This window comes from Halomonas sp. 7T (assembly GCF_025643255.1).
Classification (GTDB): Bacteria; Pseudomonadota; Gammaproteobacteria; order Pseudomonadales; family Halomonadaceae; genus Vreelandella.
Genome location: NZ_CP087112.1, coordinates 829,915 through 854,748, shown reverse-complemented (window position 1 = coordinate 854,748; position 24,834 = coordinate 829,915). Strand labels below are relative to the sequence as shown.

General features: G+C 54.5%; 22 protein-coding genes. 6 read left to right on the top strand and 16 right to left on the bottom strand.

The window, feature by feature from the left end; translation table 11 throughout:
• Window positions 1-4: 4 nt before the first annotated feature.
• Both pepN and LOS15_RS03860 read right to left on the bottom strand, forming a co-directional pair.
• A complete protein-coding gene (pepN, locus tag LOS15_RS03865) occupies window positions 5-2,635 on the bottom strand; it encodes an aminopeptidase N (RefSeq protein ID WP_263068243.1) in 2,631 nt (876 codons plus the stop codon).
• A 79-nt stretch (window positions 2,636-2,714) separates the two neighbouring features.
• A complete protein-coding gene (locus LOS15_RS03860; protein ID WP_263068241.1) occupies window positions 2,715-3,200 on the bottom strand; it encodes a YajQ family cyclic di-GMP-binding protein in 486 nt (161 codons plus the stop codon).
• Window positions 3,201-3,411: 211 nt separating this feature from the next.
• Here LOS15_RS03860 and cobO point away from each other — a divergent pair, with 211 nt between their 5' ends.
• A complete protein-coding gene (gene cobO, locus LOS15_RS03855; RefSeq protein WP_263068239.1) occupies window positions 3,412-4,011 on the top strand; it encodes a cob(I)yrinic acid a,c-diamide adenosyltransferase in 600 nt (199 codons plus the stop codon).
• Between the two features lie 148 nt (window positions 4,012-4,159).
• Here cobO and LOS15_RS03850 read toward each other — a convergent pair whose 3' ends face one another.
• From LOS15_RS03850 to LOS15_RS03800, 11 genes are all read right to left on the bottom strand, one after another.
• Window positions 4,160-5,455 (bottom strand): adenylosuccinate synthase, encoded by a 1,296-nt coding sequence (locus LOS15_RS03850; protein WP_263068238.1) that lies wholly within the window; start codon window positions 5,453-5,455, stop codon window positions 4,160-4,162.
• Window positions 5,455-6,648 (bottom strand): ATP phosphoribosyltransferase regulatory subunit, encoded by a 1,194-nt coding sequence (locus LOS15_RS03845; RefSeq protein ID WP_263068236.1) that lies wholly within the window; start codon window positions 6,646-6,648, stop codon window positions 5,455-5,457. The genes LOS15_RS03850 and LOS15_RS03845 overlap by 1 nt, the downstream gene beginning before the upstream one ends.
• 188 nt (window positions 6,649-6,836) lie before the next feature.
• Window positions 6,837-7,721, bottom strand: a complete 885-nt coding sequence (gene hflC / locus LOS15_RS03840) for a protease modulator HflC (protein ID WP_263068234.1) — start codon at window positions 7,719-7,721, stop codon at window positions 6,837-6,839.
• Window positions 7,722-8,999, bottom strand: a complete 1,278-nt coding sequence (gene hflK / locus LOS15_RS03835) for an FtsH protease activity modulator HflK (protein ID WP_263068231.1) — start codon at window positions 8,997-8,999, stop codon at window positions 7,722-7,724.
• Window positions 9,000-9,167: 168 nt separating this feature from the next.
• On the bottom strand, window positions 9,168-10,478 hold the full coding sequence (gene hflX, locus LOS15_RS03830; RefSeq protein ID WP_263068229.1) for a ribosome rescue GTPase HflX: 1,311 nt from the start codon (window positions 10,476-10,478) through the stop codon (window positions 9,168-9,170).
• A 37-nt stretch (window positions 10,479-10,515) separates the two neighbouring features.
• Window positions 10,516-10,764, bottom strand: coding sequence for an RNA chaperone Hfq (gene hfq / locus LOS15_RS03825; RefSeq protein WP_009099947.1), 249 nt, complete (start codon window positions 10,762-10,764; stop codon window positions 10,516-10,518).
• Between the two features lie 151 nt (window positions 10,765-10,915).
• A complete protein-coding gene (miaA, locus tag LOS15_RS03820; RefSeq protein ID WP_263068226.1) occupies window positions 10,916-11,854 on the bottom strand; it encodes a tRNA (adenosine(37)-N6)-dimethylallyltransferase MiaA in 939 nt (312 codons plus the stop codon).
• A 31-nt stretch (window positions 11,855-11,885) separates the two neighbouring features.
• The gene (mutL, locus tag LOS15_RS03815; protein WP_263069613.1) at window positions 11,886-13,775 is read right to left on the bottom strand and encodes a DNA mismatch repair endonuclease MutL; all 1,890 of its coding nucleotides are present in this window, start codon (window positions 13,773-13,775) and stop codon (window positions 11,886-11,888) included.
• Window positions 13,776-13,821: 46 nt separating this feature from the next.
• Window positions 13,822-15,300, bottom strand: coding sequence for an N-acetylmuramoyl-L-alanine amidase (locus LOS15_RS03810; RefSeq protein WP_263068225.1), 1,479 nt, complete (start codon window positions 15,298-15,300; stop codon window positions 13,822-13,824).
• Window positions 15,291-15,788 (bottom strand): tRNA (adenosine(37)-N6)-threonylcarbamoyltransferase complex ATPase subunit type 1 TsaE, encoded by a 498-nt coding sequence (gene tsaE, locus LOS15_RS03805; RefSeq protein WP_263068223.1) that lies wholly within the window; start codon window positions 15,786-15,788, stop codon window positions 15,291-15,293. The genes LOS15_RS03810 and tsaE overlap by 10 nt, the downstream gene beginning before the upstream one ends.
• Window positions 15,789-15,799: 11 nt before the next feature.
• Entirely contained in the window at window positions 15,800-17,293 is a 1,494-nt protein-coding gene (locus LOS15_RS03800; protein WP_263068222.1) for an NAD(P)H-hydrate dehydratase, read from the bottom strand.
• Window positions 17,294-17,432: 139 nt separating this feature from the next.
• On the opposite strand from LOS15_RS03800, the gene queG reads away from it, so the two are divergent.
• Window positions 17,433-18,542 (top strand): tRNA epoxyqueuosine(34) reductase QueG, encoded by a 1,110-nt coding sequence (gene queG, locus LOS15_RS03795; protein ID WP_263068220.1) that lies wholly within the window; start codon window positions 17,433-17,435, stop codon window positions 18,540-18,542.
• A 3-nt stretch (window positions 18,543-18,545) separates the two neighbouring features.
• Here the strand turns inward: queG and orn are convergent, their stop codons facing one another.
• Entirely contained in the window at window positions 18,546-19,130 is a 585-nt protein-coding gene (gene orn, locus LOS15_RS03790) for an oligoribonuclease (RefSeq protein ID WP_263068219.1), read from the bottom strand.
• Window positions 19,131-19,276: 146 nt separating this feature from the next.
• Here orn and rsgA point away from each other — a divergent pair, with 146 nt between their 5' ends.
• The 3 genes from rsgA to asd all read left to right on the top strand — a co-directional run bounded on the left by rsgA (window position 19,277) and on the right by asd (window position 22,050).
• Window positions 19,277-20,296 (top strand): small ribosomal subunit biogenesis GTPase RsgA, encoded by a 1,020-nt coding sequence (gene rsgA / locus LOS15_RS03785; RefSeq protein ID WP_263068216.1) that lies wholly within the window; start codon window positions 19,277-19,279, stop codon window positions 20,294-20,296.
• 64 nt (window positions 20,297-20,360) lie between these two features.
• Window positions 20,361-21,203 (top strand): sulfurtransferase, encoded by an 843-nt coding sequence (locus LOS15_RS03780; protein ID WP_263068215.1) that lies wholly within the window; start codon window positions 20,361-20,363, stop codon window positions 21,201-21,203.
• 10 nt (window positions 21,204-21,213) lie between these two features.
• Entirely contained in the window at window positions 21,214-22,050 is an 837-nt protein-coding gene (gene asd, locus LOS15_RS03775; protein ID WP_263068213.1) for an archaetidylserine decarboxylase, read from the top strand.
• 3 nt (window positions 22,051-22,053) lie between these two features.
• Here the strand turns inward: asd and epmA are convergent, their stop codons facing one another.
• A complete protein-coding gene (gene epmA / locus LOS15_RS03770) occupies window positions 22,054-23,034 on the bottom strand; it encodes an EF-P lysine aminoacylase EpmA (protein ID WP_263068212.1) in 981 nt (326 codons plus the stop codon).
• A 100-nt stretch (window positions 23,035-23,134) separates the two neighbouring features.
• Complete coding sequence (gene efp / locus LOS15_RS03765; protein WP_263068211.1) at window positions 23,135-23,701, bottom strand: elongation factor P; 567 nt, start codon at window positions 23,699-23,701, stop codon at window positions 23,135-23,137.
• A gap of 100 nt (window positions 23,702-23,801) precedes the next feature.
• Between efp and epmB the strand changes: the two genes are divergently transcribed.
• On the top strand, window positions 23,802-24,824 hold the full coding sequence (gene epmB / locus LOS15_RS03760; RefSeq protein ID WP_263069612.1) for an EF-P beta-lysylation protein EpmB: 1,023 nt from the start codon (window positions 23,802-23,804) through the stop codon (window positions 24,822-24,824).
• Window positions 24,825-24,834 lie beyond the last annotated feature (10 nt).

Sequence of the window (24,834 nt, the reverse complement as noted above, 5' to 3'; positions counted from 1 at the left end):
TCTATCAGGCCAGCGCTTTCTCAACCACCTCAAACACATTTGATGATAGCGGCTCGCGCTTAATACGCTCAAGCTGCTCACGCATCAGCTGTTGACGCTTTTCATCAAAACGCTGCCAACGTGTCAGTGGTGTAATTAAGCGTGCCGCTATCTCTGGGTTTAAGCGGTTAAGTTCGATCACTACGTCTGCCAACAGCGCGTAACCTTTGCCATCTAAACGGTGGAAGTTAACTCTGTTCTGAGCAAACGCCCCAATTAAAGCGCGTACCTTGTTAGGGTTTTTGATGGAAAAGGCAGGGTGCTGCATTAAGTACTCAACTCGCTCAAGGACATCTTGCTGCGGCCGAGATACCTGAATAGTAAACCACTGATCCATCACTAACGGGTCGTGCGCCCATTTTTGCCCAAACGTTTTAAGCGCAGGTGAGGCAAGGTCGTCCCGATCGCTATGCACCAAAAGCGTTAATGCATGGCGTACATCGGTCATATTGTGATCTGCAGCAAACTGGGCCTCACACAATGCTAGCCCCTGCTCATCTTCAATCGACATTAAATACGTAAGCGCTACATTTTTAAGGCTCCGCTGAGCAATTTGCTCTGGCGACGGCGCATAGTGCTCATCACTCACATTGTCATTATAGGTCGCTAGAAACTCATCGCGTAGCGCCATCGCCAGCGACTGGCGCACGAACTCGCGGGCAGCATGAATTGCATCCACGTCAATGATGGGCTGCTGTTCAGCGATGTAAGCTTCTGAGGGTAGCGTGAGCATTTCCGCCAACACGGCTTTATCACTCACTTCACCGGTTAGTAGCGTTCTAAACGCTTCCACTACACGGCTATCCATGACTTTTTCGACACCGTTACGATGGGCAGCGATTAGATCATCTAGTGCTAACATGGCCAGACGCTGACCAGCATCCCAGCGGTTAAAGCCATCACTATCGTGAGTAAGCAGGAAGGCTAAATCCTCACGGGAGTAAGGAAAGTGCAATTTTACAGGTGCCGAAAAGTCGCGCAGCAATGACGGTACCGGTGCTTCGGCTACATCGGTAAACACGAAGGTTTGCTCGTCATCACGAAGGTGAATAACCGCGTCTTTTCCTAACTTTTCACCATCTAGAGTGAGCGTAAGATCTTGCCCTGACTTCGTACCCACCAAGCCCATTCGAACAGGAATGTGCAGCGGCAATTTATCAAGCTGGCCAGGAGTAGCCGGCGTTCGCTGGCGAAGCGTGAGGTGGTATTCGCCATGGGCGTAATCATACTCACCACGGGCATCAATTTCCGGCGTGCCTGCCTGGGAGTACCAACGCATAAACTGCTCTAAGTCAGCGCCCGAAACTTCTGCCATGCAGCCAACAAAATCTTCAATAGTGACCGCCTGACCATCAAAACGCTCAAAATAGAGATCCGAGCCACGACGAAAATCTTCCCAACCTAATAAATTACGCAGCATTCGCACCACTTCTGCACCCTTTTCATAAATGGTCAGGGTGTAGAAGTTGGTGATTTCAATAAAATGATCGGGGCGGATAGGGTGTGCTGTTGGCCCGGCGTCTTCAGCAAACTGCGCAGTACGGAAAAAAGAGACGTCTTGAATACGCTTAACAGGCGCTGAGTTGGTGTCCGCTGAGAAGCACTGATCGCGAAAAACCGTAAAGCCTTCTTTGAGTGATAGCTGGAACCAATCCCTGCACGTTACCCGGTTGCCCGACCAATTATGAAAATATTCATGAGCAACAATACCCTCAACATTTTGATAAGCCGCGTCTGTTGCAGTATTGGGATGCGTCAATACCGCGGCGGAGTTAAAGATGTTAAGCCCTTTATTCTCCATTGCGCCCATATTGAAGTCGTTCACGGCCACAATCATAAATAGATCTAGATCGTACTCACGGCCATAGGTTTGCTCATCCCAGGTCATAGCACGCTTGAGTGAGGCCATGGCATGGTTGGTTTTATCAAGGTTCTCTTCCTCCACCCAAAGCTGTAGCGTAACGTTACGCCCACTCATGGTAGTAAAGTGCTCTTCAACCTTGCGCAGATCACCGGCGACCAGCGCAAATAAATAGCAAGGCTTAGGGTGCGGGTCTTCCCAAGTAACGTAGTGGCGACCACCTTCTACGGTGCCCTTATCCACGGGATTGCCGTTGGCCAGCAGCACAGGTTCGCTCGTAGCATTACCCACTACGGTAACTTTAAACGTTGCCATGACATCGGGGCGATCCAGATAATAGGTGATGCGGCGAAATCCTTCCGCTTCACACTGCGTGCAGTACATACCGTTAGATTGATAAAGCCCTTCTAAAGCAGTGTTACTGCTAGGAGAAATATCTACTTCACTCTCCAGCGTAAACGCCGCCGGAACACTGAGGATCGTTAGCGTTTCATCAGATAGCTGGTAATCAGCGGCGTCCAGCGACTGGCCGTCGATAGCGAGGGAACGAAGCGTCAGGTGTTCGCCATTAAGCACCAGCGCGGCGTTGGCATCGGCCTCAGCATGGCGCTCAATCATTAATCGTGCTTTAACGCGAGTCGTAGTGGGGTCAAGATCAAACGTCAGCTCGGTATGGGTAATGTGGTAGGCGGGCGGCTGATAGTCGCTTAAATAAACCGGCTGCGGATCAGACATAGTGCGAAACTCCTTTAAGTTTTGAGTCGGTGGATAGCGCCGTTCCGGGCGCTATCGCAACAATTGAGTGAGGCACGAATTAATCGCGAAAATTATCAAACTGCAGCGGCAACTCGGGCCCTTCTTCGCCACGAAGCAGCGCCATAACACTTTGTAAATCGTCGCGTTTTTTACCCGTAACGCGTACTTTTTCCCCCTGGATTTGGGCCTGCACTTTCAGTTTGCTACCTTTGATGCGTTTTACCACATCTTTGGCTTCCGCTTGGTCTAGCCCTTGCTTAAGTACCACCTCCTGGCGTGCTTTAACACCTGAGAGCACAGCATCCTGAATATCCATGCAGCGAGCATCAATACCACGAGCAATCAAACGGTTACGCAGCACTTCGATCATTTGCTTAAGTTGAAAATCGACTTCGGCCTCTAGCTGGACTTTCTCGCCCTCCAAAGCAAAGCTGGCATCGACTCCCTTAAAATCAAACCGGGTTTGAACTTCGCGATTTGCTTGATCGACAGCATTGGACGCTTCGTGTTGATCAAACTCGGACACAATATCAAATGATGGCATGGCATTATTCCTAACAAGATATGACCCACTATTCTAGAGCAGCAAGCACCCACGCGGCCAATCCTCTTCCTGAACAAACAGATTTTAGGCAGGAAATCATCGACGCAGCAGCACATATTTTTTTATACAAAACCTATGCGCATTAGTGTTAATTGCTTAAAAATCGCTTAACCTAACCACCGCTAAGTTAATCAAACTCCCAGGAGCCCCTATGAGTGATCGTGATACACGCCATAAGGCGTCCATGGAAAAACTGAAAGCCCGCGTTGATGAAAAAGTGGCCAATGCGACTGAGCAGCGCGGCCTACTACTTGTAAATACAGGCAATGGGAAAGGGAAAACAACGGCAGCTTGGGGCACCGTTACTCGGGCGTTGGGGTACGGCTATAAGGTGGCGGTCGTGCAGTTCATTAAAGGCCAATGGGAGTGCGGCGAGCGCGACCGTTTGGAAGAAGATCCAAATCTAAGCGTTGAAATTATGGCGACTGGTTTTACCTGGGACACCCAGGATAGAGAGGCCGATACACGGGCTTGCCAAGCCGTTTGGCAAGAAGCGGAAAAAATGCTCGCCGATCCGGACACCTACTTAGTCGTGCTGGATGAAATTACCTACATGCTGAAGTTTGGATATTTAGATATTGCCACGGTTAAGCAGGCGCTCATCAATCGGCCCAAAGAGCAAACCGTGATTATTACTGGCCGCAACGCCCACCGTGATCTCGTCGGCATGGCAGACACAGTGACTGAAATGCAGGAAGTACGTCATGCGTTTAATAACGGCTTACAGGCTCGACGGGGTATCGATTTTTAGGACGTTGGGGCGCTGAGACACAAGAACTAACAAGTAATAGCTAACCCCCTAAAAACAAGAGAGGAGCGATTATATCGCTCCTCTCTCTCGCAACTCTCTATTTCTGTGACTTCGCTTACCTATTCATACTAACAATATGAAGACTCACTTAGTCATGAAATGGGTTACGCAGCACGATGGTTTCGACACGGTCAGGCCCCGTGGAAATAATATCAATACTAGTGCCTACCTGCTCTTCTAAGAAGCTGATATACGCGCGAGCGTTAGCAGGCAAATCCTCTACTCGCTTAGCGCCTAGTGTAGACTCTTTCCAGCCGGGTAAATCTTGGTACAGCGGCTCAATAGCCTCGTAGCCTTCTGAATCAACCGGATTATCCAGCACTTCACCATCTTTGCTGCGATAGCCAATACATACACGGATATTTTCCAGGCCGTCCAGTACATCAAGCTTGGTTAAGCAGATGCCAGATACCGAGTTGATTTGCACCGCGTGGCGCAACGCGACGGCATCAAACCAGCCACAGCGACGCGGACGGCCAGTAGTGGCACCAAACTCATGGCCACGCTCGGCCAGGTGGCGTCCGTCAACGTCAAATAGCTCGGTGGGGAACGGGCCAGAGCCAACGCGCGTCGTGTACGCCTTAGTGATACCTAGCACGTAATCCAGATATAGCGGCCCAACGCCTGAACCAGTGGCCGTACCACCCGCGGTAGTGTTAGAGCTGGTAACGTAGGGGTAAGTACCGTGATCAATATCCAGTAGCGAGCCTTGAGCGCCTTCAAACAGGATGTTCTCACCGGCTTTACGCAGGTCATGTACCATGCTGACCGTATCCGCCACCATTGGGCGCAGCTCTTCGGCCATTTGCATCGCGCTATCCAGCACTTCCTGGAAATCTACCGCTGGTTCACCGTGGTAATTCACCAGTACAAAGTTGTGGTAATCCAGCACTTCGCCAAGCTTGGATGCGAAACGCTCGCGGTGAAGCATATCGCCCAAACGCAGGCCACGACGTGCCACTTTGTCTTCATAGGCAGGGCCAATACCACGACCAGTGGTACCAATTTTTGCAACGCCACGCGCTTTTTCACGCGCTTGGTCTAGACGCACGTGGTAAGGCAAGATAAGCGGGCACGCAGGGGAGAGGCGCAAGCGCTCGCGAACGGGTACGCCCTTCGCTTCCAGCTCGCGGATCTCTTTGATCAATGCTTCCGGCGACAGCACCACACCGTTACCAATCACACACGTTTTCCCCGGACGCAGAACGCCCGAAGGAATCAGGTGCAGAACGGTTTTCTCACCATCGATTACCAGCGTATGACCTGCATTATGCCCACCTTGGAAGCGAACAACCGCAGAGGCTGACTCAGTCAGTAGGTCGACAATTTTACCCTTACCTTCATCGCCCCACTGGGTACCCAGGACTACGACATTCTTACCCATTATGCACTCGTCTCTTGTGTCAGGGCCGCTGTCTGCCAACGGCCATCAATAAACTCAAGACGGCGGTCACAGCTGTGCTCCGCCGGCCCTGTACGCTGCCCTGGCAGCGCTTGAATTACGCGTTCACCCTGCTCACGCAGCGCGGCAATGGCAGCGTTAAGCGACTCTTCTTCTTGGGCAGGAGCCCAAATTGCGCCCCGGCTGGGTGATGCAAGCGCCAGCGATGCAAGCTGTTTCAAGTCCATGGAAAAACCCGTTGCTGGCCGTGCACGGCCAAACGCACGCCCAGTATCATCATAGCGCCCGCCTTTGGCTAGCGCATGACCGTAACCGGGCACATAAGCCGCAAATATCATACCGGTATGGTATTGGTAGCCACGCAGCTCCGCTAGGTCAAAATAGAGCGATACGTCAAAACGTGCCAGCACGCTTTTATAGAGCGCCTCTAATTGATCAAGCGCTGCAGACACTGGCGCAGGCGCACCGGCAAAACGCTCGCGGGCCTCGCTGAGTACACCGGCATCACCATGCAGCTCACCCAGCGCTATTAACATATCGGCTAATGCTGGGTCTCTCACACTGGCGTTAACTTGCTCAGCCAACTGGCCAGGTGACTTTAACGCTAGCGCTGCAAACAGCCCACGCTCTTGCTCATCATTCAACGCGGCTGCTTCCACCAAACTTCGGTAGATACCAATATGGCCCAACGCCAAATGCACTTCTTCAGCGCCGGCGGCTTTCAAGCTAGACAGCGCTAAGTGAATAATTTCGCTGTCAGCTTCTAGACCTGCATGGCCAAACAGCTCAACGCCTACCTGAACCGGACTACGCCCACCCTGGTGCTGATCCGCCTTGGCACGCAGGACGTTGGTGCAGTAACACAGACGAACCGGCCCTTGGCGCTTCAGCGAATGAGCGTCCATCCGCGCTACCTGCGGGGTAACATCGGCAGATGCCCCCATCATGCGGCCCGTTAGTTGATCCGTCAGCTTAAACGTTTGAAGATCTAAATCAGTACCGGCACCGGTGAGCAAAGAGTCCAAAAACTCTACCGGTGGCGGCATTACTTGGTCGTAGCCCCAGCAATGGTAAAGATCAAGCAGCGCACGGCGCAGCTCTTCCATGCGGCTTGCCTGAGGCGGCAGCACCTCATCCATGCCGTCGGGCAGTAGCCAGCGGTCAGCGATGGTCATGTGAACAATCCTGCGAGACGATGAAGACCCTTTCTAACGACGCTACCAACAGCCTCACCGGGCGCTGCAGGTAAACGTTCACGAAACGAGGGCCACAAAAAAACCGGGCGACGCCCGGTTAATAAAGTCTATCACGTTTGCGGGCCAGATGAACCCCGCACATTTAGGCGGGGCTTTAGCTTGCAAACTTACTCGCCGTTACTGGGAGCAGCACTGCGCAGATAGCGGAAGAAATCACTGTCTGGCTCAAGTACCAGCAAGTTGTTATCGCCAGCGAAACTTTCTCGATAAGCGTTCAGACTACGCCAAAAAGCGAAAAACTCTTCGTCTTGACTGTACGCCTGAGAGAAAATCGCGGCTGCTTCTGCATCACCCTCACCACGCAGCGTTTCAGAACGCTCGTTAGCCTGGGCGAGTAGCACTTGGCGACGACGATCCGCATTAGCACGAATCCGCTCAGCTTCCTCCTGACCCTGAGCACGCCACTCACGGGCTTCACGCTCACGCTCAGAGCGCATCCGCTCAAAGACGGCGGCTGAAACATCTTGCGGTAGATCGATGCGCTTGATTCGAATATCACGAATCGCCACACCTAGCTCGTCGCGCATCAGCGCATCAAGCTCAGAGGTAGGCCCAGTCATCAGGTCATCGCGACGCTCTGCAATGATCTCTTGCAAGTTAAGACGACCAAACTCGTTACGCAGACTTTCGTCAACACGCGGCTGAATCAGGCGAATCGCCATCAACTCGTCACCGGCTGTAGCCTCGTAGTAACGCGTCGGATTGATGACCTGCCACTTAACGTAGGAATCAACAATTACCGCCTTCTGCTCAAGGGTAAGGTAACGGCTGGTATCGGTATCCAACGTCAGTAAGCGGGTGTCAAACTTACGAATGGTCTGAGCAATCGGGATTTTAACATGCAGCCCAGGCTGGATGTTTTCTTCAATTACCTCACCAAAACGCAGTTTAACAGCACGTTCGGTTTCATCCACCACATACAGGCTGTTGCTGGCCAACCAAGCCACGGCCGCAAGGCCACCTACGATTAGCAGGGATCGATTATTAATCATTTAGCGGCCCTCCCTGCGAATGGAGCTATTACTCGACGACGAACTGCCCTGACCAGTGCGTAGGGAATCCAGGACACGCGGATCAACCGTCTCGCTGCTATTACTGCTGCTGTTATTGCTACTAGCACTACTGCTGCCTGAACCGCCTCTCATTTGATCTAAAGGCAGGTACATTAATGGCGCGTTTTCGCTAATATCCAACAACACTTTCGGCGTATTACCAAACACTTCTTCGATCGCATCTAGGTACATGCGCTCGCGCATAATGGCGGGCGAATTACGGTACTCGGTTAACAGCGCATTAAAGCGATTAGCCTGACCCTGCGCTTCAGCAACCACTGACTCGCGGTAACCTTGGCCTTGCTCAACCACGCGCTGCGCCTGACCTTGTGCAGCCGGGATGATCGCATTGGCATAAGCCATACCTTCGTTAATGGTACGCTGGCGATCTTCGCGGGCACGGATAACATCATCGAACGCATCAATCACCGGTGCGGGCGCTGAGGTCGACTCAATGTTAATGGTTTGCAGACGAATACCTGCCCCATAAGCGTCTAGGTAGGTTTGCAAGCGGCTTGCGACCGAGCTACCCAGAATTTCACGACCTGAGGTTAAAATCTCAATCATATCCGTACCGCCCACCACGTGACGCAGCGCCGAATCCAGTGCGTTCTCAATGGAAAGCCCCGGATCACGAACGTTGAGCACAAAATCACGCGGGTTGGCGACTTGGTACTGCGCAGATATTTCGACTTCGACGATGTTTTCATCGCGAGTAAGCATAGACTGGGTTTGCGAGACGGAGCGAACTCGCGTCACGTTGACCATTCGCACGTCATCAATCAATGGCGGGTTCCACTGCAAGCCAGGATCAACGATGCCTTGGTATTCACCAAAACGAAGCACAACACCGCGCTCGGATTGGTCAACCAGATAAAAGCCAGACGCCGCCCAGATAGCCAGGGCAACCACTACCAGTAGGCCAGGCAGGGCTAAGGTATTGCGGGGTTTGCCGCCATCACCTTTACCACCGCCCGTGCCTTTACCGCCACCGCCACCTTTCTTGCCACCGCCTAACATACCGTTAAGCTTGTCTTGGAATTTCTTCAGCGCTTCGTCAAGGTCAGGTGGACCTTGATTGTTGCCGCCGTTATTGCCGCCGTTGTCACCTCCATTATTGCCACCATTACCGCCACGATCGCCGCCGTTATTACCGCGTCGGCCACCGCTGCTCCAGGGGTCGTGCTGGTTACCACCACCAGGCTCGTTCCAGGCCATACTTCGTCTCCACTAAGGTGTTCACCTGCACGCGACCTCCGCTGTTGCTGGGGTCGCCGTGCTTTTTAATATTATTACTGTATCAATCTTGTACCATTTTTCTACAAATAAGTAGACAAAAACTGACAGCGGAAATGTTGTGAGTGCCTGCCAGTTCGGCGGCAGCCGCTACCACTCGTCGGTTTCGCGCAGCGTTTCAGGTAAATAGGTATTAGCACGCTCACCCAACTGAGCCATTAGCTGGTTAAAGTCACGTCGTGGCAAGCGCACATCCAATACGGAGTGGCCTTGCTCGTCAAACGTCTCTTCCCTCACGGCATTTAACTCGTGAAGACCCGCTCTTAATTTGCCCTGCTCAGGCGAGAGCGTCAGCGAGAAGCCAATAACATCGTTTGCCAAGCGCTCAGTGAGTGCTTCATGCAGCAGCTCTAGGCCCTGCCCTTGCTGGGCAGATAGCCAAACCACTTCCGGCGTACCCTGTCCATCGCGCTCAATACGCGGCGCGCTGTCCAACCTGTCAATTTTATTCATGACCTTAAGAACCGGCACACTATCAGCGCCGATCTCTTCAAGAACGCGATTCACTTGCTCTACGTTCAAGTCTCTATCAGGGTCAGCCGCATCAATAACGTGCACTAGCAGCGTTGCTTCAGCAGCTTCTTGCAAAGTGGCACGAAACGCCTCGACCAACTTATGAGGGAGATGACGAATAAAGCCCACTGTATCCGCTAATACAACGGGGCCAACATCCTCAATTTCAAGGCGCCTAAGCGTTGGGTCCAGCGTTGCGAAGAGCTGGTCAGCAGCGTACACCTCAGCGTTCGTTAATGCATTAAACAGCGTTGACTTTCCCGCATTGGTATAGCCTACCAGCGATACGCTGTGAATCTCTGCCCGAGAACGAGCGCGCCGATTCTGTTCACGCTGACTGCGCACTTTATCAAGCCGCCTATGAATAGACTTGATGCGCACTCTTAAAAGACGGCGGTCAGTTTCGAGCTGGGTTTCACCCGGGCCACGCAGACCAATACCGCCTTTCTGGCGCTCTAGGTGAGTCCACCCACGAATAAGGCGCGTGGACATATATTCAAGCTGGGCAAGCTCTACTTGCAGCTTACCTTCGTGTGTTCTTGCCCGTTGTGCAAATATATCAAGTATCAAGCCGGTACGGTCAAGCACACGACACTTGAGCTCATGCTCAAGATTGCGCTCTTGGGAAGGTTTTAACGAGTGGTTGAAGATCACCAGTTCGGCCTCGTGAGCTGCGAGCATTGCCCGCAGCTCTTCCAACTTACCTGTCCCTATAAACGTTCTGGAGTCAGGTCGTTGGCGGCTAGCTGTGAGCAATGTCGCAGGCTCTGCACCAGCAGATCGCACGAGTTCCAAGAACTCACCCGGGTCTTCACGTGCTTGTTCATCATGGAAATCAACGTGAACAAGAACTGCCGTTTCACCGGCGTCTGGGCGTTCAAAAAACAATCAATACCTCATTCGGCTCTCTTGCTATCCAGCGGGATTAGATGTCCGCGTCAGGCGCGGCGGGATCTTGTGCTGGCAGGCGCACATTGCGCGAGGGCACGACCGTGGAAATAGCGTGTTTGTAAACCATCTGACTGACTGTGTTACGCAACAAGATGACAAACTGGTCAAACGATTCAATCTGGCCTTGCAGCTTAATGCCGTTTACCAGGAAGATAGAGACCGGAATGCGCTCCTTGCGCAAAATATTCAGGTACGGATCTTGAAGGGACTGCCCTTTGGACATGTTGCTCTCCCTAAACTGTCGTTGGGGTTGGTTATTAATGGCGTGCCCTAACTGGTGCTACGCCGCAATCTTATTGCCCGAAAGGCTGGGTGTTGTCACTAGAGCCAACCGGCCGCTCGAAAACACTCACTTACGAACTCACTATCTTACGCTAAGCACCGCTTTCACGCACGAATTTCAGCACCTTATCCAAAGCATCTGGCTGCTGCGAATCTATCCATGTCAGCGAGGGCCAGCGTCTTAACCACGTTAATTGCCGCTTGGCAAGCTGACGAGTCGCAATAATGCCGCGCTCTAATAGTGCCGCCTTGTCATACTCACCATTTAAATACTCCCACACTTGTCGGTAGCCTACGCTTTTCATAGCAGGCAGCCCCAGGTGAAGGTCATTACGCTTTTTGAGGGCAGCCACCTCATCTATCAAGCCCTCATCCAACATTGTTTTGAAACGCTGGGCGATACGTTCGTGAAGCACTAAGCGATCACTAGGTGCTAGCGCTATGGACAGCACCCGCCAAGGAAAGGTTTCCGGCGTCTGTTCCGCCCATAAGGTGCTCATTGGCCGACCGCTGGCGTAATACACCTCTAATGCACGCATTAAACGCTGCGGATCATTAGGGTGTATGCGCGCCGCAGAGACAGGATCAACCTCGATAAGCAAACGATGCAAGCCCTCAAGTCCCTCCGCTTGGCGCTGTGTCTCTAAGCGTTGACGAATGGCGTAGTCGGCAGCGGGTAAATTCGCCACCCCTTCCACCAAACGTTTGTAATAGAGCATGGTACCGCCCACCAAAAGAGGAACCTTGCCTGCCGCGGTGATTTGCCGCATCTCTTGCAGCGCATCTTCGCGAAAATCTGCCGCTGAATACGGGTCGGCGGGGTCACGTATATCAATCAGCCGATGCGGGGCACGTAGAAGCTCTTCGTCGCTGGGCTTGGCGCTGCCGATATCCATTCCACGATAGACCATGGCAGAGTCAACGCTAATTATTTCGTGCCCTAGTCGTTCATGTAGCGCGATGGCGGTATCTGTTTTCCCTGCCGCCGTAGGACCCATTAAAAAAATAGCCAAGGGGCGTTTATCCGCCATTAGCTCACAGCCCTCCATATCTATCGCCTTTTTATTGACCGCGCAGAAACAGCCGGTCGAGTGCTTTCATACTCATTTGCGTCCAGGTCGGGCGGCCATGATTACACTGATCACTACGCTCTGTGCGCTCCATATCCCGCAGCAACGCGTTCATTTCATCAAGCGTTAAACGCCGATTAGCGCGCACGCTGCCATGACACGCCATAGTAGAAAGCAGCTCATGAATACGTGCTTCCACTTGGTGCGTGCGGCCAAAGCGCGAAAGCTCCTCAAGCATTTCACGCACCAACGCTTCCGGATCAGCCTGAGCCAGTAGCGCAGGTAATTGCCGCACCAGTAGTGTTTCTGGCCCTGCTACGTCTAGCTCCACGCCTAGCTGAATGATGGCATCGCGCTCGCTCTCGGCGGTGGCAACTTCACTACGGCTCGCTGCCAGCGAAACCGGCACCAAAAGTGGCTGCGCATCAACGCCTTTGGCAGCTGCCAGCTGGTTTTTCATACGCTCATAAACGATGCGTTCATGGGCCGCGTGCATATCCACCAGCACTAAACCCTGAGTATTTTGCGCCAAAATATATACCCCGTGCAGCTGGCCTAATGCAAAGCCCAGCGGTGGTGCCTCGGTGGCATCATAGGCAGGCATCACCTGCGGCACTTCTCGCACTGCCGTGGCGGCCGGTTGCTGGCCGGGCGGACTCGACTGGGGGGTGAGCAGCGTCTCTTCATGGTCCGGATGCAGCGCTTGATACCCTTGCATAAAGCGGCGCACGCGCTCAGCACCAGGGTGCCGCCCCTGACCTTCTGATAGCGGCATGCCCTGCTGCTGCCAGCGTGGGGCTGGCTGTTCTACTTGGCTGGGCGTGTCGGATTCTGGCGCTTCTAACGCCTGAGCGTCTGACGCCGACTGCTCCTCGGAGGGTTTGGAAGCCGCCAAACAGTGGTGCAAGCTAGAGTAAAGGAAGTCGTGCACGATGCGTCCATCACGGAAGCGCACCTCATGCTTGGTGGGGTGAACGTTGACGTCCACTACATCCGAGTCTAGCTCCAAATAGAGGACAAACACGGGATGGCGCCCGTTATACAGCACATCGCGATAAGCTTGGCGCACCGCATGAGCCACTAAGCGGTCACGCACGACGCGCCCATTAACAAAGAAATACTGCTGGTCGGCTTGCGAGCGAGAGTGGGTTGGCAAACCGACCCAGCCACTGAGCCGCAGACCGCCCGCTTCGCGCTCAATATAGCGGGCATGCTCGATAAAGTTTTTACCCAGCAGCGAGGCAATACGCCGCTCGCGAGCAGCAGGCGTATTGCCCTGCGGAAGCTGGTGAACCACTTTCTGGTTATGGCGCAGCACCCAGGCAATATCGTAGCGAGATAGCGCTTGGCGACGGAAGGCTTCTTCCACATGGGCAAACTCGGTCTTTTCGGTGCGCAAAAATTTGCGCCGTGCTGGGGTGTTGAAAAACAGATCGCGCACGGCGACGCTCGTGCCACGGGGGTGCGGCGCTGGCATAACCTTCGCCTCCATACCCCGCCCCTCTGCCACTACCCGCCAGCCCTGGCGGGGGTCTTCGTCCGCATTGGAGGTTAACTCCAAGCGCGAGACGGAACTGATAGAGGCAAGCGCCTCCCCGCGAAAACCTAGCGAACTCACCCCTTCGAGATCTTCGAGACTGCTGATCTTACTCGTCGCGTGTCGCGCAAGCGCCAGCGGCAAGTCTTGCTCGCTAATGCCAATACCATCATCGCGCACCTTAATGAGCCGGGCTCCACCCTGCTCGATCTCCACCTCAATGCGTTGGCTACCTGCATCTATAGCGTTCTCAATGAGCTCTTTAGTCACCGAAGACGGTCGCTCAACGACCTCTCCCGCGGCTATTTGGTTAGCCAGCCTGGGGTCAAGCACATGGATACGCATTGGCGTAGCGATCAGTTCAGTCAACCGGCACCTCAAAGAGTCATTATCATGAACTAGGAATACGTAACACTTGGCCAACCCGAATAACATCGCCATTCAGGTCATTGGCCTGTTTGAGCTGATTCACTGGCACACCGTGGCGTACCGCAATCGCTGACAGTGTATCTCCTGATTGGATTCGGTACTCATTACCGCTTGGCCGGCGCTGGTTGTCACGCTGCCAAGCTAACAGGCTCGCGGGTGGCGGATTACGCTCGAAATGTTCGCGCATCCCTCTGAAAATCGCCGTCGCTAACCCCTGCTGATGCACAGGGTCGCGAAGGCGCCGCTCTTCATCTGGGTTGGAGATAAACCCTAACTCAATCAGCAACGAAGGGATGTCTGGCGACTTCAACACCATGAAGCCCGCCTGCTCCACCCTGGACTTATGCAAACGATTGATGCGACCAAGCTGCTCTAGCACCTGCCCACCGATGGAGAGCGAATCATTTAACGTTGCGGTCATCGTGAGATCCAGCAACACACCTCGCAGGACTTGATCCTTGTCACGCAAAGAAAGGCTGCCATCAACCCCGCCAATCAAGTCTGCACGGTTTTCACTATCCGCCAGCCACTGGGCCGTTTCAGACGAGGCCCCCCGCTGAGAGAGCGCATACACCGAACTGCCCTGGGGCCTAGGGCTAGTGAAGGCATCGGCATGGATAGAAACAAAAAAGTCGGCTTTCTGCTCTCTAGCAAGCTGCGTGCGCTGACGAAGACCCAGGTAGTAATCACCATCGCGGATTAGCACCGCCTTAAACCCTTGGGCACTATTTATCTCAGCTGCCAAGCGCCGCGATATTTCCAGTACAACGTCTTTTTCTCTTGTACCAGCAGGGCCAATCGCACCGGGGTCTTCTCCCCCGTGGCCCGCATCAACCGCGATAATGATATCGCGCTGCGGATGGGGCTGTGCAGGCTGAACTTCCGCCGGACGCTGCTCAGCAGGTCGAGCTGTCTGGCTCTCTGGCAGTTGCGCAGTTGCCTGTACACCCGCCCGCTGCGCCATGATCTCTTGATCGCGGATCATCGCCTCAATAGGGTCGATGGGGTTTTCTACCGCACTCTCACCCGGGTATTCAAGGTCGACCACCAAACGATGGCCGTACTGATCGTTAGGAGGCAGCGTAAAATGGCGCGGCGATATATTCCGGTTAAGTTCTAAAACAACCCGCAGGCCACCGCCGTCTCGGTTGCCTGTACGGACAGCATCAATGGCGCTGCCCTCTAGGGGTAGCGTCGAGACATCGGTATCCAGGCGGCTCTCTTCAAGGTCAATAACCAAACGCGCCGGGTTATCCAGCGAAAAGACATTGGCCGGCGCCGCTGCCGAAAGATCAAACACCAACCGCGCGTGATCAGGTGCAGCCCATAAGCGCATACTTTCAACCGTTGCCGCTTGCAACGCTGAAATATTCGCTACAAGGGCTAAGCACCCCGCCACTAGCATACGCGTGAGGTGCTTGAGCGTGTTGTTCATATCCATTGAGTCACACCGTGCTCCTGTTGCATCTCATCAGCTTGCTTGGCAAGGGTATTAAGCACGCGCTCACCAATGGCACTGCCTGCTACCAACAGCGCCAATCGCCCTTGGTCAGCCACGCTAAGTACGATGCGCAGGTCTGGAGCAGGCAGCCAGCCTTCACCACGGCTTGGCCACTCGATAAGACAGAGTGCATCGTCAGCCAGCACATCTCGACCTCCGATAAATTCAAGCTCTTCAGGGTCAGAGAGTCGATACAAATCCAAGTGGTAAATACGCTGCTCGACGAGCTCGTAAGGCTCAATTAGCGTGTACGTTGGGCTTTTCACCGCCCCTTGGTAGCCGTAGGCCCTTAACACGCCGCGCGTTAGCGTTGTTTTTCCAGCCCCCAAGTCGCCCTCTAAATAAACACGCCCAGAGCCTCTTAGCGCTAGCCCTAATGCCTCTCCGAAGGCAACATGAGACCTTTCATCTTTTAATTGCACTTGCATGTCAGACGCCTTCACGGATTAATTAATGCTCGTGCATAGGATGCCAGATCACTTGCCAGCAGACCACGCTCGCCCTCTGCTTTTGCCGCTTCGTCCCCGGCTAGCGCGTGGGCCATCACGCCTAACCAGGCAGCTTGCTCACTACTTTGACACTGGGCCATCAGTGTGCCCAACATGCCACTCAGTACATCCCCCATACCACCGCTGGCCATGCCGGGGTTACCGTATGGACATACCACTAAGCCGGTTGGCCCAGCCACTAAGCTACCCGCGCCTTTTAATAACACAACGCCACCCCGTGCGCGCTGCAGCGCCTGTGCCGCTGCGGGGCGATCTGACTGAATCTCAGCCACCGTACATCCCAACAGCCGTGCAGCTTCGCCGGGATGAGGTGTTAACACCCAATCGTCGCGCCGCAGATCCGGCCAATGGCTGACTAATAGATTAAGCCCGTCGGCATCCACCACCAGGGGTGTCTTTGACTGCAGAGCGCATTGTAACATTGCCTGCCCCCACGCCCCCTGCCCCAACCCCGGACCCACTACCACGACATCAGCCCGACAGGGCAGTTCACTTGCCTCAGCAGCGCCACGCACGGCATGAGCCATCACTTCAGGACAGCGCACTAAGCTCGCCGTTATATGATCCGGCGAAGTGGCTAAACTGACTTTACCAGCGCCTAACCGTGCCGCCGCCTGGGAAGCAAGCAACGCCGCTCCCCCAAACCCCGGCGCGCCCCCCATCACCAACACATGCCCCAGGTTGCCTTTATGACTGGTTCGAGAGCGCGGCGTAAAGGCTGACTGCAGCAGTGCGTCGTCTAACCGCCAAGCCGTTGGTGGAATGTCAAAAAACACCTGAGCCTTCACCCCTAACGGGCGAAAGTCTATCTCGCCGGCATAGGCAGGCGCGTCACCGGTATGCAAACCAATTTTGTCGCCAATAAATGTCACCGTGCAGAACGCTTCAACCGCCACGCCCAGTACGGCACCGCTATCAGCCGCGATCCCCGACGGTATATCCAGCGCCAGCACTGGCTGTTGGGCAGCATTAATTGCCTCAATGGCTCGGCGTATCTCACCTTCTACATCCCCCGTCAGCCCCGTCCCCAGTAGCGCATCCACAATCACATCGCCAACCAGCGCGGTACCCGCCTGCCACGCCTCGCAGCCTACGCCTGCGGCAGTCGCAAGCGCTGCCGCCCGTGCGGCATCATTTTTTAATTCATGCAGAGGCTTAAGGGTGATGCGCTGTACTTTTAACCCCGCCTGCATGGCTAAAGCCGCCAGCACGTGGCCATCGCCTCCATTATTACCACTACCGCACAGCACAGTGACGCTGCGCGCCTGGGGCCAGCGAGAGCGAAAGCTATGCCACGCACTTGAAGCCGCGCGCTGCATTAGGGCAAAACTTTCAATTCCCCCGGCAATCGTCCGTCGATCGAGCTCACGCACTTGAGCCGCTTTATAGAGGGGGCGTAGCGAAGAAGTACTTAACGTGGGCACGATCTCTCCTTAATCTAATAACGGCACTAGCCGATTTACGGCACATTAACGGTGATATGGTATAGATGCTTATCGACATTTTGCGATGACGTCTAATGCGGTAGCATAGCTCGCTTAACGCGCCAACGTTGCCTTACCCATGCCAAGCTCCACCACCTTTGCACTATCCAGCGATGAGCTGCTTCGTCTTGCCAACCTGATCAAAACCTGGGGCCGAGAGCTCGGTTTTCAGCAGGTCGGCATTACCGATACCCAACTTGCCGACCATGAAGCCCATCTTAATAGCTGGCTTGAACAGGGCTATCATGGCGAGATGGGCTTTATGCAGAAACATGGCACTAAGCGCACTCGCCCAGAAGAGCTAGAGCCAGGCACCCAGCGCGTTATCAGCGTACGTATGGACTACCTACCCGCCGAGGTTGAAAGCGCCAAGGTGCTCGGCCAGCCTCAGCGAGCCTACGTTTCCCGCTACGCCTTGGGCCGCGATTATCACAAATTAATGCGTAAACGCTTAGCCCAACTGGCAAAAAAAATAGAGCAAGAGGTAGGCACCTTCGGCTACCGCGCTTTTGTGGACTCAGCCCCGGTGATGGAGCGCGCATTAGCACAAAAAGCTGGGCTAGGCTGGTTTGGCAAAAATGCCATGCTACTCAACCCAAAAGCGGGCTCGCTATTTTTTTTAGGTGAACTCTACACCGACTTACCGCTACCGGTGGATGCACCGTTTGAACACGAACACTGCGGAAGCTGTAGCGCTTGCCGCACAGCTTGCCCGACGGGTGCCATCGTTGACGATAAAGTCGTCGACTCACGCAAATGTATTTCCTACCTCACCATTGAACTGCACGGTGCGATCCCCCTTGAATTTCGCCGCGCCATGGGCAACCGAATATATGGCTGCGATGATTGCCAGCTGGTCTGCCCATTCACTCGCTTTACCCGCATCACCCAGGAGGCTGACTTTGCGCCACGCCACGATCTGGATCGTGCCGAGCTACTCAGCCTTTTTGCCTGGGGCGAAAAGGAGTTTTTGGACAAAACCGCAGGCAGCCCCATACGGCGTATTGGCTATGAGCGCTGGCTGCGTAATGTTGCCATTGGACTGGGCAACGCGCCCTGGAGCGAAGCCGTGGAAGCCGCGTTGTGGGCGCGCAGGGCCTACCCAAGCGAGCTTGTCCGCGAGCACGTTACCTGGGCACTCGACGAGCAACGCCACAAGCGGAATGCCCGAATTGCAACACGAACCTGAGGGTTACTCCTCTTCGTCGTTGCCGTCCTCTAACCGCAAAAACGTGCTGCGGTAGTGGGCAAGCTCGGCTATCGACTCTTTGATATCGTCCATCGCCAAGTGAGCATTCTGCTTTTTGAAACCCACCAGCGCACCAGGATTCCAGCGCTTGGCCAGCTCTTTCAGTGTCGACACATCTAAATTGCGGTAGTGGAAGAAGGCCCACAGATCGGGCATTTCACGCTCTAAAAAGCGTCGGTCTTGATGAATGCTGTTGCCACACATCGGCGATGAGCCCGCTATCACATACTGACGCAAAAAATCGAGTGTTTGCTGCTCAGCCTCTTGGGTTTCGATGGTACTCGCTTTTACCCGAGCTACTAACCCAGACTCACCATGAGTCTTCTGGTTCCAATCATCCATACCCGCCAGGAGGCTGTCAGGCTGTTTGACAGCGATAACCGGCCCTTCTGCGACCACGTTCAACTGCGCATCGGTGATGAGCGTCGCCACCTCAATAATGCGCTCTTTGTCCGGCTCCAAACCGGTCATTTCTAAATCAATCCATACCAACAGATCGCTACGCGGTGCACCGCTTTGCTCGCTCATTACATGTATTCCTTGACCAGTATCGCCTTAAAAACGGCGAATTGAATAAAAGTGTCGCTTATATTGCGCTAACCCGCACCCCGTACAGGACAGTAAGCCGCCCAGATGGGTACAATGCCCACTATTGTACCGAGCATCGGGTGGTCATGAGCAAACGTAAATTAAGTCGCCAGCAGCAGTGGCGCGTCGAGAAGATCCAAGCCGAACGTGCTCAGCGCGCAGAAAAACGCGATGTGCAGGATGCCGAAAAGCTCTCTGCGGGTGAATACGGCCCTGAACAGCCGGGCCGCGTAATGGCTCACTTTGGCCGCACGCTGGAAGTTCGCGACGCCGACGGTACCCCCGTGCGCTGTCACCTGCGCGCCAACCTTGACGGCCTGGTCACCGGCGACCGTGTTATTTGGCGAGCAGGTCAAGACGGCTCTGGCGTGGTCGTTGCCCGTGAAGAGCGCGATAGCATTCTAAAGCGCCCCGACCCGCGCGGCCAGCTCAAGCCCGTGGCGGCCAATATCGATCAGCTGCTGATTGTGTTTGCCGTGGAGCCAGCCCCTCACCCCAACCTGATTGATCGCTATTTAGTGGCGGCCGAAGCCACGGGTATTGCGCCCGTGCTAGTGCTCAACAAAACCGATTTATTGCCAGACGACGGTGGCGAACTGGGTCAGCTGCTTGAGCGCTATCGCGCGCTTGGCTATCCAGTAGTGCGCACAACCACGGCTAATCCCGAGGGGTTAAATGCACTGCGCCAGCAGTTAGAGGGACGCACGTCGGTCTTCGTCGGGCAAAGCGGCGTGGGCAAATCATCGCTTATCGACCTGCTGCTGCCTGATGAAACCCTGCGCATTGGCGCACTGTCAGAAGATTCACGCAAAGGCACCCACACCACGACCACGGCACGGCTTTATGCCATGCGGAGCGACGAGGTGAGTAACGGCGAGCTGATTGACTCCCCAGGTATTCGTGAATTTGGCCTGATTCATTTAAATGAGCAGGAAGTGACCGATGGATTCATCGAGTTTCACCCTTACCTTGGCCACTGCCGTTTTCGCGACTGCCGCCACCGAAATGAGCCGGGCTGCGCTTTACTTGACGCCGTTGAGGCAGGCAAGATTCATCCCGAGCGCTTTGCCAGCTACCGCCGCATTCTGGATAGTTTAAACGCGTAACTCTGATGTTTAGAACGATTGTCCAAGATTTTAATACCTTCAGTTGAAAGACAGGGAGCCGCACATGAGCACCGTCAGCCACTCATCAGAACACAATGTATTGCCACTCATCGTGGAGCCGGAGGCACTGCAAGCGCAGCTGGGCGACGATCAACTATTGATTATCGACGTACCGGCAAACGGCGATAGCTATCGCCAAGGCCATGTGCCTGGCGCTATTTTCCTCGACTTTCGCTATCTCATGCGCGGCGAAGGCCCAGTGCCTAACGACGTGCCGCCGGTGGAGTTTCTTTCCAAGCTATTCAGCGCGCTGGGATTAACCCGCGATACACACGTGGTGGCTTACGATGATGAAGGGGGCGGTTGGGCAGCTCGATTGCTCTGGACACTGGAGCTGATCGGCCATACCCGCTACTCCTACTTAAATGGCGGCATCCATGCCTGGCGCGATGCTGGCCTGGAAGAGAGCACCGAGCAGAGTGCACCAACGCCGAGCGACTACCACGCCGAGATTCTGAATCCACATGCGCTGATCACCTGCGATGAAATTAAACAGAAACTAGACGATAAACAGTTTGCCATCTGGGACGCCCGCTCAAAAGCAGAGTACGACGGCGAGCGTGGCAATAATAAGCACTTGGGCCATATACCTGGCGCCGTCAACATGGACTGGGTCAACGCTATGGATTCCAAGCGCGCGCTGCGAATTCGCGATTATGCCGAGCTGATCACCGAGCTGCAGGCCATGGGCCTAACCCCGGAGATGGAAGTTGCCACCCACTGCCAGAGCCACCACCGCAGCAGTTTTACCTGGTTAGTCGGCAAAGCGCTAGGGTTTAACATGCGCGGCTATGCAGGTTCCTGGGGCGAGTGGGGCAACCGCGACGATACACCTATCGAGAAATGAAGATACTACTGTGACACTTTCCCAAAAAGCCTTTTCGCTTCTCCAATACCCACTGCCGCACCATGCACTATCACGGCTAACGGGTAAGGTCGCCCAGTGCGATAACCCCTGGGTGAAAAACACTCTGATTAAAGCGTTTATCAAACGCTTTAATGTAGATATGCGCCAAGCGCTAGAGCCAGACCCCACCGCCTACGCTACCTTTAACGACTTCTTTACCCGCGCACTGAAAGCCGACGCTCGCCCTCTGGGCGATGGCCTGATTAGCCCTGCCGATGGCACGCTGTCTCAGTATGGTCGCCTTACCGCAGCGGGCAAACTGGTGCAAGCCAAGGGCCACACGTTTTCTGCCCAGACACTGTTGGGCGGCGATAAAGCGTTGGCCGATGAGTTTTTGAACGGCAGCTTCGCGACGGTTTACCTGTCACCTAGCGACTACCACCGCGTGCATATGCCGATGTCCGGTACGCTGCGGGAAATGATTTATGTGCCGGGGCGGCTCTTTTCAGTCAATCAGGCCACTGCCAACTACGTGCCAGGCTTGTTTGCCCGCAACGAGCGCTTAGTATGTATTTTTGACACTGAACACGGCCCTATGGCCATGGTGTTGGTAGGCGCGATGATCGTTGCTGCTATTGAAACCGTTTGGTCGGGTCAGGTCACGCCGCTTTCGGGTCACCCTCAACGCATGAAGTTTGGGGAACCCATCGTGCTGGAAAAAGGCGCCGAGATGGGCCGTTTCAAGCTCGGTTCCACGGTGGTCATGTGCTTTGCTAAACCGGTCACCTTTGACGATAACCCGCTAGGCTCCACGGTGGAAATGGGGCAAAGCCTGGGCACACCTTGACCACTAACAGTTAGGCGTTGAAAACGCGAGCACGTCTTCCAGGCGTGCTTTGCCTAGCGCTAACTGAATCAAACGGTCAATCCCCAGTGCCACCCCCGCGCTTTCTGGCATGCCGTGCTTCAGTGCGGCCAGCAGGTGCTCATCCACGTCCACTTCCGGCAAACCTAAACGGCGTCGCCCCGCGTTATCTTCAGCAAAGCGGGCGCGCTGCTCATCGGCATCGGTCAACTCATCGTAACCGTTGGCCAATTCAATACCGTTTAGGTACAGCTCAAAACGTGAGGCTACCCACTCGCCGTCGACATCCTGATGGCGGCGCGCCAGCGCCGCTTGGCTAGCCGGGTAATCCACCACAACGCTTAGCTCGTTTTGTCCAAGATGCGGCTCAATCACCATGCTCATTAACAGATCCAGGCAGGTGTCGCGCCCCTCTTCAGCTAACGTTTGAGTGGACATGTGACCACGCTCCGCAGCCAACGCCCGCAATGTCTCCAGCGAGGTAGTGAACGGGTCTACTGCTAAGTAAGTATGAAACAGCTCCCGATAGCGATAATGCACCACGGGGCCTGTAAAACGTGGCAGCACATTGGCAATCAGCGTGGTCGTTTCATCAATCAGCTGCGCCAGCGTAAATGCAGGTCGATACCACTCCAGCATAGTGAATTCGATATTATGCCGTGCGCCCACTTCCCCATTACGGAAGCTCTTGGCAAACTGAAAAATTGGTCCACTTCCCGCGGCCAGAAGACGCTTCATGTGAAACTCAGGCGAGGTTTGCAACCACAACTTGCGCTGGCCCTTATCGGTGCGCGCTAACGTGGAAAGCGAAGCTAAGTGCACATCGGTGCTACCCCCCTGCCCTAGCACGGGCGTTTCTACTTCTAGAACGCCTCGCTGTGCAAAAAAAACGCGCACATCAGCTATTAAGCGAGCCCGCTCACGCAGTGTTTCAATTGCCGCTGTAGGCTGCCAATTAGCCCTCATCTTACTATCCCCCCTACATAATAAAGCCACGCATGTTCATCGCGTGGCTTTATAAAACAGATGTCTTCACGGCTAACTGACCACCGTGCCCCCAAGCGGTTTACGCCCGAGACACGTAATCACCAGAGCGCGTATCGACCTTCAATACTTCACCCTGATTGATAAACAGAGGCACGCGAACCACAGCGCCAGAGGAGAGCGTAGCCGGCTTAGACCCGCCCTGCGCCGTATCACCTTTCAGGCCAGGATCCGTTTCCACCACTTCCAACTCGATAAAATTGGGCGGCGTGACGGAAATCGCTTTATCATTCCACAGCGTAATGGTGTAAGGCACCTGCTCTTTAAGCCACTTTACCGTATCGCCCAACGCTTTCTTTTCTACGGCGTACTGCTCAAAGGAGCCATCGGTCTTCATGAAGTGCCACATATCACCGTCGGTGTAGAGGTACTCCATTTCCAAATCCATGACGTCAGCGCCTTCCAACGAATCACCTGATTTGAAAGTCTTCTCACCTACACGGCCAGTCATCAGGTTACGCAGCTTCACGCGGTTAAACGCCTGGCCCTTACCCGGCTTTACCAGCTCATTCTCAACAATTGAACAAGGGTCGCCGTCGACCATTACTTTCAAACCGCCTTTGAATTCATTGGTAGAATAGTTCGCCATAATGCCTCTCAATATTTATTTCAGTCGCGTAATGCGCGAAGCCTCGCTTCGCTATATCGGTCTTCATCAGTGCGCGCATGATAACCCGAAGGAGGGCTTTTTGCAGGAGAACATCATTATCACTGCTAATCAGGCCGCTGCCCAGTCTCCCAGCGCTTGGCAGCGGCAGCTTTCACACGCCATTCGCGACCCCGCTACCCTGTGTGAGCGCCTAGGTTTGAGCCAAGCGTGGCTGGCTGATGCCCACGCCGGGCATCAGCTGTTTGAGATCTGCGTCCCTGAGGCGTATTTAGCGCGTATTGTGCCTAACGAGCCTAACGACCCTCTGCTCCTTCAAGTACTCCCTACCGGAGATGAAGCAGACGCAACGCCTGGGTATGTGACGGATCCGTTAGAAGAGGCCGACCACCGCCCTGCAAAAGGGCTGATCCATAAGTACGCTAATCGGGTGCTGCTGATCGCCAGCCCTACCTGTGCCATTAACTGCCGCTACTGCTTTCGCCGCCACTTCCCCTACAGCGAAAACTCGCCTTCTCGTGTCCAATGGCAAGAAGCGCTGGATTACCTGCGTGCCGACACCTCAATTCACGAGGCGATACTCTCCGGTGGCGACCCACTCGCCGCAAGCGACCGACAGCTTGCCTGGCTGGTCGAACAGTTGGAAAGCATCTCCCACTTGAAACGGCTGCGTATACATACCCGCTTGCCCGTGGTTATTCCTGACCGTGTGAACGAGGCCCTGCTTGGTTGGCTGAGCAGCACCCGCTTACAAAAAGTCGTTGTCCTACATATCAATCACGCCAATGAAATTGACCAGGCCGTGGTGGATGCCTGCACGCGATTAAAACAGGCAGGCGTCACGCTGTTGAACCAGAGCGTTCTATTGCGGGGCATTAATGACAGCGTGCCCGCCCTCGCAGCTCTCTCGGAACGGCTATTTGAAGCGGGCATACTGCCATACTACCTGCATGTATTTGATCCTGTACAAGGGGCTGCCCATTTTGATGTGCCTGATCAGGAGGCAAAAGCACTGGTAACACAGCTGTTGGAGCACTTACCCGGTTTCCTAATGCCGAGGCTCGTCAGAGAAGTCCCTGGCAAGGCTAGTAAGACGCCCCTTTAGCACGCACTAG

Excerpts from the sequence above, each read along its gene's own strand:
- pepN (WP_263068243.1), bottom strand. The coding sequence starts at position 2,635 with ATGTCTGATCCGCAGCCGGTTTATTTAAGCGACTATCAGCCGCCCGCC.
- LOS15_RS03860 (WP_263068241.1), bottom strand. The coding sequence starts at position 3,200 with ATGCCATCATTTGATATTGTGTCCGAGTTTGATCAACACGAAGCGTCC.
- cobO (WP_263068239.1), top strand. The coding sequence starts at position 3,412 with ATGAGTGATCGTGATACACGCCATAAGGCGTCCATGGAAAAACTGAAA.
- LOS15_RS03850 (WP_263068238.1), bottom strand. The coding sequence starts at position 5,455 with ATGGGTAAGAATGTCGTAGTCCTGGGTACCCAGTGGGGCGATGAAGGT.
- LOS15_RS03845 (WP_263068236.1), bottom strand. The coding sequence starts at position 6,648 with ATGACCATCGCTGACCGCTGGCTACTGCCCGACGGCATGGATGAGGTG.
- hflC (WP_263068234.1), bottom strand. The coding sequence starts at position 7,721 with ATGATTAATAATCGATCCCTGCTAATCGTAGGTGGCCTTGCGGCCGTG.
- hflK (WP_263068231.1), bottom strand. The coding sequence starts at position 8,999 with ATGGCCTGGAACGAGCCTGGTGGTGGTAACCAGCACGACCCCTGGAGC.
- hfq (WP_009099947.1), bottom strand. The coding sequence starts at position 10,764 with ATGTCCAAAGGGCAGTCCCTTCAAGATCCGTACCTGAATATTTTGCGC.
- miaA (WP_263068226.1), bottom strand. The coding sequence starts at position 11,854 with ATGGCGGATAAACGCCCCTTGGCTATTTTTTTAATGGGTCCTACGGCG.
- mutL (WP_263069613.1), bottom strand. The coding sequence starts at position 13,775 with ATGCGTATCCATGTGCTTGACCCCAGGCTGGCTAACCAAATAGCCGCG.
- LOS15_RS03810 (WP_263068225.1), bottom strand. The coding sequence starts at position 15,300 with ATGGATATGAACAACACGCTCAAGCACCTCACGCGTATGCTAGTGGCG.
- tsaE (WP_263068223.1), bottom strand. The coding sequence starts at position 15,788 with ATGCAAGTGCAATTAAAAGATGAAAGGTCTCATGTTGCCTTCGGAGAG.
- queG (WP_263068220.1), top strand. The coding sequence starts at position 17,433 with ATGCCAAGCTCCACCACCTTTGCACTATCCAGCGATGAGCTGCTTCGT.
- orn (WP_263068219.1), bottom strand. The coding sequence starts at position 19,130 with ATGAGCGAGCAAAGCGGTGCACCGCGTAGCGATCTGTTGGTATGGATT.
- rsgA (WP_263068216.1), top strand. The coding sequence starts at position 19,277 with ATGAGCAAACGTAAATTAAGTCGCCAGCAGCAGTGGCGCGTCGAGAAG.
- LOS15_RS03780 (WP_263068215.1), top strand. The coding sequence starts at position 20,361 with ATGAGCACCGTCAGCCACTCATCAGAACACAATGTATTGCCACTCATC.
- epmA (WP_263068212.1), bottom strand. The coding sequence starts at position 23,034 with ATGAGGGCTAATTGGCAGCCTACAGCGGCAATTGAAACACTGCGTGAG.
- efp (WP_263068211.1), bottom strand. The coding sequence starts at position 23,701 with ATGGCGAACTATTCTACCAATGAATTCAAAGGCGGTTTGAAAGTAATG.